This window comes from Yersinia sp. LJYL362 (assembly GCF_048323875.1).
Genome location: NZ_JBLWEX010000272.1, coordinates 14,922 through 27,068 on the forward strand (window position 1 = coordinate 14,922; position 12,147 = coordinate 27,068).

Here is a 12,147-nt window from a genome sequence, read left to right on the forward strand (position 1 = left end):
AGGCCCCTTGCGAGGGCCTGTTGGGTTAAGTAACGGGCAATTTTACGAACGGATGGTGTAGCGAATGTGCAAAATGATGTCGCTCAGGCGGCCTAACAGCTCCTTTTGCGTTCCAGTTGCATTAGGGAAACGCAATTCGAAACCACCCTTATCAGTAATATCAATGCCTTCAAATGGCAGATACTTACCGTCGTTGAAGTCCAATTGGAACTGACCACTGTCATTCATGCCGCGCGAAATGGCGATAGCCTTGCAGCCTTTAGCCACATCAGTATGATCACCGGTGTAACTTAGTACCGCCTGTACATCCTGATAAGGCCCTAACAAGGCAGGCAGGGTCACGCTGATCTGTTTGATGCGACGCTTACGACCCAACTGCATGGCTGCCGGGTAATCGTGATTCAAAGCCAGATCGCTGATATTGAATTTGGCGCTTAAGATGCCGTCTGTGATGCTAACAACACCACTGGTATCCTCTTTGGTATTTACCGCAGCAGAAATGGCTGTCGCTAAATCAAAGTTACCGGTGTTGAGCTCGCGATAAACTTTAGCCAGAGAGACGGTACGATCCACTTCTAATGCGCGTTCATCTTCAATCAGCCAGATATTTTCCAGTTTTTGCAGATTCAGCATCAGATCTTCACCGGCCAGTAACCCTTGATACAGATCATTCCAACCGGAACGAGTGAACAGATGCTGGATTTTGCTGGCATCAATATCCCGTTCCAGCGCACTTTTTGCCATTAAGCACAGCGGTTGGGCAGCATCGAACAGTTGGAAATACAAGCCAGACAAGCGGCCAACCATCCAGTTGTACAGCTCTTTACCGCTAAAGCGGGTGATCTGCATCTGGTAAATAGCCAGGGCGTGGGATTGCTCCATTTCAGCCAAATTGCGCTGTTTTTCAGCCATTGAGAGCTGAAGATCCAACCCGATGAGCTGTTCTTGCAATTGTGCAACATCTTTCTCGGCCAAGGTTTGCTGCAACTGCCACTCTTGCGCACGGCGGGCATGATTGGCTTTAATATCGATGATGTTTGCACCTTGTTCGATGCCATAGGAGCTGATCTGCATGGAATGACCCGTGGCTTGTGCAACCGCGCCCCAGCGGGATCCTCCGTCAGCCAGTCCAAAGATGTTAGGCGCCAGGTCCATGGCTGCACCTACACTGATTGGCACAATCGAGCCTATATTGAGTAGATAAGCTGTGGTTCGGCTAGCTAAAACCTTCTGCTCATCGCTGGAAACTCCCTCTGTAATGAGTTTCTTATAGTGATCTCGGCGTTCTTCAGCGCTGCCATGCATCACTTTGGTGGCTTTACGGCTGCTTTTTAGGATATCAATATTGATATTTTGGAAGGCGAGGGTTTGTTTCAATACCTGCTGTTGTTGTTTTTGTAACAACAGAGTTAGGGCTTCGTTATCTTGTTTTTCCAAGGCGTTTTGCAATGCATTACCAAATTGCATCACTGAACTGACAGCACCTTTGGCGCGTTCTAACAGCATTGGGAAGCGATATAGACTGGTGGCTGCGGCAATCGGCGTTAAAGACGAGCTGATACCATCACCCGCCCCGTGCTGGCGCTGCAACTCTTTCGGATCAACCGGAGTAGCAAACAGCGGCAAGTGCAGCGGTTGGCCATCCAGGCTGAGATTGTGGCGCAAGTTGTACAGCCGAATATCGAGCTTATCCCAATAGGCCAGCAGCACTTCATTATAAGGTGGCAGGAAGTTACCGTCAGTTTGGTCAGCTGAAATCGCCGCAGCAGTATCTTTTAAACTCGGATTACTCCAGTTATGCGCCACTGGAATTTCAGGTCGTGGCCCCAACAGTTGGCTCGCCTGTACATAATACATTTTGGCATCAACCAAGGTATCATGCTCCAGTTGACGATAAGCCTGGTCGCCGCGAGTCATTAATACATCTAATGTGCGCATAAACACCGCCAGCTTATATTGCATCGGATCTTGCATGGCAATAACGTCAGGGTCGTTGCTGGCAAGAAGTGTGCTGCTGTTCCAGTCGGTATCTTGTTGCAGTGGCAATATATTCCAGTGACGAGTTTTGCCACTTTCTTGTTGCAATTCACCCTTCGTATTACGATAACCCGCGCTATTAAACAGGAATTTTAACCAGCGTTCAGCTTCATCAAAGCGTTGCTCGGTAAGAAAACGAGCAGATGCTAATAATGGAATATGGAAAAAGAGTTCCCACAGATAGATACTATCAGACTTTTTAAACGCTTCAGTTTTGATATTTTTTTCTTGTATATCATAGCTCAGCAGTTCACTCACTGATGTTTGCAGTTTTTCCACTAATGGTGAGCAATCCACAGCACTGGGTTTGATATTTTCAGGGATACTATTATCATAAGTATCAGAGTTAACAAGGTGATAGCTATATTCTTTGCTGGAACCATTCAAGGAGATAATTAACTTTTTCGGTAATTCTAATGTTATAACTTTATCTAACTCTAAAGTTTTTAGTTCACTGGAATGTGAACTGTCCATAGTCTTTATATATACGTCTAGAGTGGTTACACCAAGTTTAAATGGTTCTTTTAGTGTGATGTTAATGTTGTTGTTATTTATGGATATTGCAATTTTTCCTTTGTATTTTTCACCATGAGAGTTTGGTAACTCATCAATAATTGCGCCATCAAATAGAAAATTGATATTATTTTGTTGACTGTTTAAAAGTATATCTTCATAGGATGTGTAATATTTAGGTGTATCAGTATCCTCTTCATAGGTTGTTTCTGTTGTCTTTATTTCTTTGACTTTAATCCATGATTTATCATCGTCATGATAAATTTTGTCTACGACTAGTGATTTTAGTTTTTTATTATTTATTGTTGTTTTTTTAACTGAAATGCAAAACATTTGAAGTCGGTTGTTTTCCCAACTGGGAATGATTTTTTGAATATCATCCATATTAATACTACTGTTAATATCTTTCCACTCTGACCAATATGGTGCTTTTGTAGAATGATCTACATAACTGCGCCAGTAATATTGGGTTGGCAGAGAACTAGATTTCCCAATAAAGAAATAAGTATCAATTTCTTTTGCGGAGCAGCTGGAAACGGTCTGTATTGTGGAAAGTTTCTCATAACTTAGCAGATATTTTTTCAATGCTTTCGTGACGGCATTTTCAGTTAATTTAGCCTGGTTAATACTCTGTTCAAACTCAGTGAAAAGTTCTGTTTTATTATAACGTAATGTTGGGTCAATATAATCAGCGGCATAGTATTTTAACTTCTCTTTACCGGCCCAGCGAGAATAACGTTTGTTATAAAGGCTCCAATCATGTAGGAAGCTATCAGTGCTGAAATGCCTGGCAATCTTATCAGCAGCGGCGTCAGGTTCGGCACCATCAATGCAACGCTCGATATACAGTTGTAGGCTGCTGATAGCTTCCGCCACGTTGGATGTTTTAACTTCATTACTGATTTTCGTATCCAGTAATAAATATTGGTATAAATCATCCGCGTTATTAATATTTTCAACACCAAACGTGTTATTAGCAATAGCATAGTTCACCAACGCATCACGGCGTGATTCATTGATTTTATTCAATACAGTAGCATTAGACATAGTCATTAATCCTTTTTCAAGTTTTCAGCGTTTATTTAAACTGCTGGATGTAATGCGGCAGAAATTACTGGGATCAAACCGAATAGCTCAGTGTTTTTAGTCGTGAATATTAAGCTGTTGATTGGTTTTATCATGTCTGCGTCAACATTTAAATCAGTGATGCATGACATTGCATTCGTTATTTTCAGTAAAGACTCGAAATTTTTAGGATATTTATTATCGGCTATTTGATTTATGATGGTTTCTGTCTGTTTAATATCCCATCCATGTATCTGTGCTAGCAATTTATGGATTTCTTCCCACTCTTTTTTACGACTGATTTTATTATCTTCATTTCTATTTATTAAATTCTGCACTTTTACATATGCTTGACTGCTAATGATGCTAAGTTTCTGTTTTTCTGCGGATTCTTTGTTTTCGGCGCTTTTATATCCTTCTAGTTTATTAACTATTTCAGCCTGTTCCTCTGGAGAGAGTGTTCCATTTTCATCCTGGATGCTAATGTAATAATTATAATGATCTTTAACTATTCTTGCTAACTTGGAAACACTTTGTTGAAGATTATCATCAGCTTTATCAGCGTCAATTTGAGCTAAATGAAGCTCTTCAGTTTCAGTTTTTTCATCACTTTGTAGAATATTAATATGTGTGAAATAAGTTAAAGCTTCAGAAACAGGAACTTTTACCTGCTGTTGCCAAGCCTTAAATTTAACCAGCATAGATAATAGCAATAGGCTTGGTGCCAGCTTATCGTTACTGTCATTAAACAGTTTAGCCTCAAGCAGTATATCAATATCCTGTTCTGTTAACTCAGCCCATTGAACTATCAATATGTATTGGCTAAGTTTCTGGCACTGAATTACTAACAGTGGATGGTTTTCTAATTTTTTCAGTGTCGCTCTATCGGTAAATGTTTCAGTAATTGCTTGCCAGAATTTCTCCAGTTTGAATTCAGAGTTATTAGCCTCTAACCAACGCAACACACCAGAAATCACATTGGTTTTCAAATGAAATCCAGCAGCTAAGCTACGGCACAGACTTTGTTCTAATAATGTAGCGTCCGCTTGGTTATCCACGGAGTGATAAATGTTGGACAGGAAGTTAAACAACTCCGGTGTGGCAGTTGCACTGTATTTATTAGTGAGCATGGCGTTGAGTGCGGCAAGATCCAGCTTTTGCTCGCTCATCCATTGCACAATATTTTCAAACATACTAAAGATAGTTAGCACATGTGGCGCATTTCCCTCTGCAGCACCCTGTAACGCCTCAGGTTTTCCACACAAGGTGAATAACATCTTCATTTGCGAGGCGTTCATACCAAACAGGTGTGAGATCATGGTAATGCGATTGTTTTTTATATCATCGCTAGCTTCTTTAGTCTTTATTTTGCCAAATATGGCGATGAACTGATCGACAGACAGGCCATATTGACGATTAAGCCGCACATATTCGGAGATTACCGCAAGAACCTCCTCTTCATTTACTCCTCCATTTTTAATACTAGTGACTAAAGCTACCAGCTGCTTAACGCTAAGTTTAGCTGCATGGGCCAAGCGTTTATGTTCACCGTCACTTTTTGCTAATTCGGTTTTAATCAACTCATAACTGGCTGGATTTAGCCCTAATTGTTCCTGTACCAGAATAGGAGTAAGTTTCACTTCCCGTATATCAGAGTTATCAGCTAATAGGGCGGCAATATCGCGCCAGCAGATTGCTTTGTTTTCCAGCACAGCATTAATGATAGTGAGATTGTCGTCATAAGGCAGGATGAATGAACCGTCGACAGATTTGACCGTCGGAGCCGACAGGTCTGAGAATTCGACCCCTTTCTTCAATGTTTCCAGCAAAATATCCAGTGTGGATACCTCTTGCTTCATCATGGTTTCGCTCAAAACTAAATCTTTCAGGTCCTGGCGGCGTTTATCAATATGCAATGGACTGTCTTTGCTATGCAGCTCTTGAGCCACTTGATATAGCTCGCACAAGTAGCGGCCAGGAGAAAACATGGATTGGATTGATGACGGCGCGACATATTTATCTGATCTTTCTGGAATACCATTTACTCCCAGTTTAGATATCCTATTGACAACCGGGTCATTACGTAATTGTTGTGCGCGTTGCTCTGCACGATTATTACTCACGTTAACTGAAGTGGTTTTATTTGTTTTATCTGACATAACTTACCTCTATATCTTTAGGGGATGAAAGAACTCAATGTAGTGGTGTTTTAGGCCTCTATTTTGGAGTGAGAGTAAACTAGTAACTTCTTGTTACCTCACGCCATATCAATGACGATTTCTCTTTCACATGCTTAATAAAAAACTCTTTACTGATAACGGTGCTTTTAAAATATATGTAATAGCTAATATCAAAATTTATATTTTTATCGCAACTGATGCTGGGAGAGTTATAAATCTCTTTTTGGGCATTCAACCCTCCTGTGGTCAGGGATATTCCCGCTCCTTTTTTTATTAAATCATGTCTAATTCTTGGGTCATCAATGTGTAAAATATTTCCTCTATAACCTTGTTCTTTGAAGTGGTTTAAAAGGTTCTTGAAATAGCATGATGAGGAAAATATGGTACTTTGCAGTAATGGTAGTTGCTTTAAGTACTCTAATTTGTTTTTTAATTTGTTTATGTGTGAAGCATATAACAAATTTACCCGACAATTTGTTGATAATTCCACATCAAAATCACAATCTTTAATTTTTTTGGAGCTTAATATCATATCTAGTTGATTTATATCTGAAATATTTTCTTTTAATTCGATATTACAATTATCTGAGTCTAAGAAGTAGTCGCATAGAAAACCTGCATGCTCTGATTTCAATTGATGAGTTCCAATATTAATAGTGCCGCTTTTTTCTTTCTTGTAGGCGGTGCTTAGTTCGGTTAAAGACATAAAAGCCGGATAAATATCCTTATGAAATGCTTTTCCACGATCCGTTAGTTTTAATCCTGCTGTCGTGCGGGTAAATAACTTGAAGCCCAGCTCATCCTCCAATATTTTTATACTCCTGCTCATTGGCGGGAGAGTTGAGAATAACTTTATGGCCGCATTAGTTAGCGAACCTTCCTGAACCGTAGTAATAAAAACCAGCAAGTTTTTTGATATAAACATATGCACCACTTGGTTGATATAATTGCGCGATATGTAGCCTGTAATATATATGTGTTTATATTAGAGAGTCTATTCCATATATTAGATGTATTATGGTGTTTTTAGTCAACTTGTAGGACGTTAACTAATATTTAAAATACATTAATTGTTTTTTTTGATATGGTGCGGGATATTTCTTGTTTTAATTGGGATTATTCTTAATTACTGGAGTGATAATAATCCACCAGGCACCTCCTTATAGGTGTTTATTCATCAGCGATAGCCCTGATACACTTCTGCAACGCGCTTAAAATACTCGGTTAAATAATCAATACAGACCTGGACCTTGAGCGGCATTTTATCTTTCTCGGTATATAGCGCATAGACCGGACGGGGATCTGAATGATATTTTTTGAAAAGCACTTCTACTTCACCACGTTTAATCTCTTCAATTACCCACATTAATGGTGCATAGGCGATGCCTGCACCTGCTTTAAGCCAGCGGATCATGGTTTGCGAATCATTGGTGACAAAGCGGCCCTGTGGCGATATCTGAGTGGTAATACCCTCAGGTGCGATTAATTCAAAATTGCTATCTGGCCGTACACTGTATTCCAGCCAGGAGAAGTTAGTCATATCACTGGGTTTTTCCGGTGTGCCATGTTGCGCTAAATAACTTTTGGCCGCGCAGACTACCATCGGCATAGAACCAAGGCGGCGCGAGAATAGCCCTGAATCTTGTAAAGCTCCGACACGAATTACCACATCTAAACCATCAGCAATCAGATCCGGCGCAGGAATACCGGTCACCAGATTGACAGAAAGCCCTGGATATTCTTTCAGCATCTCAGCCGTCATGGTCGCCAGCACGTTTTGCGCCATAGTTGATGAGCAACCGATTCGCAGTGTACCGGTCGGGGTATTGTTAAACGCATACAACTGCTCATGCACTTCCTGCACTTCCTGTAACATGCGCCGACAGCCCTGATAATAAATCCGTCCAGCTTCCGTCAAACCAATACGCCGGGTGCTGCGGTTAAGCAGCTTCACATTTAACTCAGTTTCTAGTTTTGATACCGTTTGGCTTATCGACGACACACTCATTGCCAGCTGCCGCGCTGCGCCGGTAAAGGATCCGCACTCGACGACTTTGGCAAAGACTGACATTCGTTTTAATCTTTCCATGGCTCACTCTACGTCGATTGTTAACTCTGGCTTAAAAGTGATTTAGATCACACATTGTAGATAAGTTGATAATAAGCAGGCTAATATACTGCTGTCGGGAGAAAAGTCCGAAGTTTGAAAGCCGCGTAGCCGAAGTGTTACCTCGCCTCGTCCAGGTTGCAGTCATACTGAACAATCAAGTTTAACCTATAAATCAGTCTTATGGCTGGTGCTTTTGGCCGTGATCGCTGTGGTTGGATGTGTTGCAACTGAGTATCAGATTATTCACCCGGGCGTATTCACCGACACCCTATAATAGAAAGGATTTAAACAATGAGTTTGCTTCCGGTGATGGTTATTTTCGGTCTCTCTTTTCCACCGATATTTCTTGAACTGATTCTCTCGCTGGCACTTTTTTTCGTTCTGCGCCGTGTGTTGCAGCCCACGGGTATTTATGAGTTTGTTTGGCATCCAGCGCTGTTTAATACTGCGTTGTATGGTTGTCTTTTTTATTTAATATCCTGTCTTTTTTCCTGAGGTCGCCGTGAGTACTTTTTCATTAAAAATAATCCGCATCGGCATCACCTTGTTGGTGGTTTTACTGGCTGTTATGGCTATTTTCAAGGTATGGGCCTTTTACACGGAATCGCCGTGGACCCGTGATGCAAAATTTACCGCCGATGTGGTGGCGATTGCCCCTGACGTCAGTGGCCTGATTACCGATGTGCCGGTGAAAGACAACCAACTGGTGCAGAAAGGCCAAGTGCTGTTTGTGATTGACCAGCCGCGCTATCAACAAGCGTTGGCTGAAGCCGAAGCTGATGTGGCTTATTACCAGACACTGGCCGCCGAGAAACAGCGGGAATCTGGCAGACGCCAACGTCTGGGGGTTCAGGCAATGTCACAAGAAGAGATAGACCAGTCCAACAACGTATTACAAACCGTGCGTCATCAATTGGCGAAAGCTGTCGCGGTGCGCGATTTAGCCAAACTTGATTTGGAGCGAACCACTGTGCGTGCCCCCGCCGAAGGATGGGTGACAAACCTGAATGTTCACGCCGGAGAGTTTATTAACCGTGGTGCAACGGCAGTGGCTTTGGTGAAAAAAGAGTCGTTCTATATTTTAGCCTATCTGGAAGAGACCAAGCTGGAAGGAGTTAAGCCAGGGCATCGGGCGGAAATCACCCCGCTGGGTAGCAACCGCATTCTGCATGGTACTGTTGATAGTATCTCTGCGGGGGTCACCAATAGCAGCAGCAGTGCGGATAGCAAAGGGTTGGCGACCATTGATAATAATCTGGAATGGGTACGACTGGCGCAGCGTGTGCCGGTGAAGATCCGTTTGGATAGCGAAGATCAGCAGCATTCGTATCCGGCAGGTACTACCGCGACAGTGGTTATTACTGGCTCAACGGATCGCGACCCTAATCAGGCATCACCTATTGTGAAATTAATGCATCGTCTGCGCGAGTTTGGCTAACATGACCAGCCCGACTTTTATCCGCCTGCGCTTTGCTTTTAAGCTCAGTTTCGCCATTGTGGCGGCACTGTTTTTGGGCTTTCATCTGCAATTGGAAACCCCGCGCTGGTCAGTATTGACGGCGGCAATTGTCGCCGCTGGCCCGGCTTTTGCCGCCGGTGGCGAACCGTTTTCTGGTGCAATCCGTCATCGTGGCTGGCTGCGTATCATCGGGACATTCATCGGCTGTATTGGTGGCCTGATTATTATTGTTCTGACCATCAGAGCGCCGGTCTTGACTTTGATGCTGTGCTGTTTGTGGGCTGGGGTGTGTACCTGGATCTCCTCACTGGTGCGCGTCGAAAACTCCTATGCCTTTGGTTTAGCAGGCTATACCGCGCTTATCATCATTGTTACAACCGGTGAGACCCCGCTATTAACCCCCCAATTTGCTGTCGAACGCTGTAGCGAGATTGTGCTGGGGATCGTCTGTGCCGTGATGGCTGATCTGCTGTTTTCACCGCGATCAATCAAGCAGGATATCGATCGGCTGGTGGATAAAGTTTTAGTCGATCAATATCGGCTGCTTCAACTGTGTATTCGCCCGGCGGAAAAATCCGATATTGATCGTGCCTGGAATGATTTAGTTAAAAATACCACTGCACTCAATGGGATGCGCAGCTATCTGATGATGGAGTCTTCTCGTTGGCAGCGCTGTAATCGCCGTTTACAGGTCTTACATACCGAGTCATTAACACTCATCACCCAGGCGTGTGAAACCTATCTGGTGCTCGCCAATCACCCCGATATCTTAACCGCTGAACTGAAAGCCATGTTGAGTGAACCGGCGCAAACACCGGCCGACATTCATCAACGAATGAAAAAACTGCGCCAATTCATTGGAGCCAGCCACAGTGAAGCTATTCCTCATACCATTAGCAGTTGGGTTGGGGCGGCAACTCGCTATTTATTATTATCAAAAGGAATTCATACCAACAGCAGTATCAGCCGGGTTGAGGAAGGGATTCTGGTCGGTGTGATGCCGGTGAAACATGTCTCAGCCGAAGGCCATCACGCGATGATTAATGGCTTGCGTACCGGCATTGCAACAGCAATTGGTGGCCTGTTCTGGCTCTGGACCGGCTGGACATCCGGTGCAGGTTGTATGGTGATGATTGCGGTAGTGACGTCGCTGGCAATGCGAACCCCTAATCCGCGCATGGTGGCGCTCGACTTCCTGTTGGGGGTGATAATGGCGCTGCCCATTGGGGCGCTGTACTTTATGTTTATCATCCCCGCGACTCAGCAAAGTATGTTGCTGTTGTGCATCAGTTTAGGGTTACTGGCGTTTATTATTGGTATCGAAGTGCAAAAGCGGCGCTTGGGATCACTCGGGACGCTCGCCAGTACCATTAACATTATGGTGTTGAGTAATCCGATGCAATTTAATGTCAGCTTGTTTCTCGACAGCGCATTGGGCCAAATCGTCGGCTGTTTTGTTTCCCTGATTGTGTTGTTGCTGATCCGCGATAATGCCAAAGATAGAACCGGCAGAACCTTGTTAAATCGCTTTGTTTACAGTGCAGTATCTGCCCTGACCACCAATAAAGCGCGCCGCAATGAAAACCATTTACCCGCACTATATCAACAACTGAATCAGCTTCTGATGATGTTCCCTGGCGATATTGATAAGTACCGGTTGGCATTAAGCTTGATTATCGCTCATCAGCGGCTCAATAAAACACAAGTCCCGGTGAATGCTGAACTGAGTGCTTTCCATAAGCAAATTCGCTACACCGCAGATAGAGTCATTAATGCGAAGAACTCCCAGAAGCGCCGTTATTACTTCGCCAGATTATTGCAGGAACTTGATCAATATCAGCAGAAGTTAGTTGATTATCAATCACCTGAATCTGTTACCCGCCCGGTAAAACGACTGGCAGATATGCTGCACAGATATCAGAGTGCGCTTATTTAGCCATACCCTTTGTACTTGAAGCTGCAGGGGTGTTAGCTACGCTTACTCACCCGAATCACTGACGTGAGTCAGTTCATCGGGATTATGAGCCTCACAGAGGCTCACCCTGTGGGCCAGCGCAAGCGCCGTTCAAAATGGTTTGCAACCAATTTGTCATTCGCTTGCTGCCTACCTGCAACTCCAAGTTCTTTGGGTATATACTTAAAACTGTACCATCCTTCCTCGCCCTCCATTGATGGGGGGCATCATTTCCCGCAGGAGGTCGACAAGATGTCAGCACATAATCCATCAGACAACCCATCACTTAATCCATTACAACCTCAGCGACACAGCGACGGTGTTTATCATATCGGCTACTTCGTTGGCGGCACCTGGCATCAGGCGCAGGATACTTTCGAAGTCCGCAATCCTGCCACCGGTGAATTGGTGGCAAAAGTGGCTCAATCCGGTAAACACGAAACCGAAGCCGCTATTAAAGCCGCCAGCAAGGCCTTTCCTGCCTGGCGCAAAACTCCCGCTAAACAGCGAGCAGAGATTTTACAGCGCTGGTATCTGCTAATAATGGAGCACCAGCAATCATTGGCCGAGATAATGGTTTCTGAGCAAGGTAAACCATTGAAAGAAGCACTAGGCGAGGTTGCTTATGCCGCCAGCTTTATTCAATGGTTTAGTGAGCAGGCTAAGCGCGCTAATGGCGAAATCATTCCGCCAGCCAAAGAAGGTGCCCGCATTCTGGCGACCCGTGAACCGGTCGGTGTGGTTGCAGCTATCACGCCGTGGAACTTCCCGCTGGCGATGCTCACCCGCAAACTCGGGCCAGCACTGGCAGCAGGTTGTACCGGCCTGA

The 12,147-nt window shown here is 44.0% G+C and carries 8 protein-coding genes; 4 read left to right on the top strand and 4 right to left on the bottom strand.

Annotated features, from left to right (window positions below):
* Nucleotides 1–42: 42 nt before the first annotated feature.
* From ACNSO8_RS17075 to aaeR, 4 genes are all read right to left on the bottom strand, one after another.
* Nucleotides 43–3,597 carry a neuraminidase-like domain-containing protein gene (locus ACNSO8_RS17075; RefSeq protein WP_418395339.1) on the bottom strand — a complete coding sequence of 1,185 codons (3,555 nt, stop codon included), beginning with the start codon at nucleotides 3,595–3,597 and terminating at the stop codon, nucleotides 43–45.
* A 35-nt stretch (nucleotides 3,598–3,632) separates the two neighbouring features.
* Complete coding sequence (locus tag ACNSO8_RS17080; RefSeq protein ID WP_418395340.1) at nucleotides 3,633–5,774, bottom strand: Tc toxin subunit A; 2,142 nt, start codon at nucleotides 5,772–5,774, stop codon at nucleotides 3,633–3,635.
* Between the two features lie 79 nt (nucleotides 5,775–5,853).
* Nucleotides 5,854–6,720 (bottom strand): LysR family transcriptional regulator, encoded by an 867-nt coding sequence (locus ACNSO8_RS17085; RefSeq protein ID WP_418395341.1) that lies wholly within the window; start codon nucleotides 6,718–6,720, stop codon nucleotides 5,854–5,856.
* Nucleotides 6,721–6,972: 252 nt separating this feature from the next.
* Complete coding sequence (gene aaeR / locus ACNSO8_RS17090; protein WP_019080077.1) at nucleotides 6,973–7,884, bottom strand: HTH-type transcriptional activator AaeR; 912 nt, start codon at nucleotides 7,882–7,884, stop codon at nucleotides 6,973–6,975.
* Nucleotides 7,885–8,196: 312 nt separating this feature from the next.
* Between aaeR and aaeX the strand changes: the two genes are divergently transcribed.
* From aaeX to ACNSO8_RS17110, 4 genes are all read left to right on the top strand, one after another.
* Nucleotides 8,197–8,400, top strand: coding sequence for a p-hydroxybenzoic acid efflux pump operon protein AaeX (gene aaeX / locus ACNSO8_RS17095; protein WP_418395342.1), 204 nt, complete (start codon nucleotides 8,197–8,199; stop codon nucleotides 8,398–8,400).
* A 7-nt stretch (nucleotides 8,401–8,407) separates the two neighbouring features.
* On the top strand, nucleotides 8,408–9,343 hold the full coding sequence (gene aaeA, locus ACNSO8_RS17100) for a p-hydroxybenzoic acid efflux pump subunit AaeA (RefSeq protein ID WP_418395343.1): 936 nt from the start codon (nucleotides 8,408–8,410) through the stop codon (nucleotides 9,341–9,343).
* Nucleotide 9,344: 1 nt separating this feature from the next.
* Entirely contained in the window at nucleotides 9,345–11,300 is a 1,956-nt protein-coding gene (gene aaeB, locus ACNSO8_RS17105; protein WP_418395344.1) for a p-hydroxybenzoic acid efflux pump subunit AaeB, read from the top strand.
* Between the two features lie 270 nt (nucleotides 11,301–11,570).
* Nucleotides 11,571–12,147 (top strand): aldehyde dehydrogenase family protein (locus tag ACNSO8_RS17110; protein WP_418395345.1); only part of this gene is annotated, 577 nt, incomplete at its 3' end.

Excerpts from the sequence above, each read along its gene's own strand:
- ACNSO8_RS17075 (WP_418395339.1), bottom strand. The coding sequence starts at position 3,597 with ATGTCTAATGCTACTGTATTGAATAAAATCAATGAATCACGCCGTGAT.
- ACNSO8_RS17080 (WP_418395340.1), bottom strand. The coding sequence starts at position 5,774 with ATGTCAGATAAAACAAATAAAACCACTTCAGTTAACGTGAGTAATAAT.
- ACNSO8_RS17085 (WP_418395341.1), bottom strand. The coding sequence starts at position 6,720 with ATGTTTATATCAAAAAACTTGCTGGTTTTTATTACTACGGTTCAGGAA.
- aaeR (WP_019080077.1), bottom strand. The coding sequence starts at position 7,884 with ATGGAAAGATTAAAACGAATGTCAGTCTTTGCCAAAGTCGTCGAGTGC.
- aaeX (WP_418395342.1), top strand. The coding sequence starts at position 8,197 with ATGAGTTTGCTTCCGGTGATGGTTATTTTCGGTCTCTCTTTTCCACCG.
- aaeB (WP_418395344.1), top strand. The coding sequence starts at position 9,345 with ATGACCAGCCCGACTTTTATCCGCCTGCGCTTTGCTTTTAAGCTCAGT.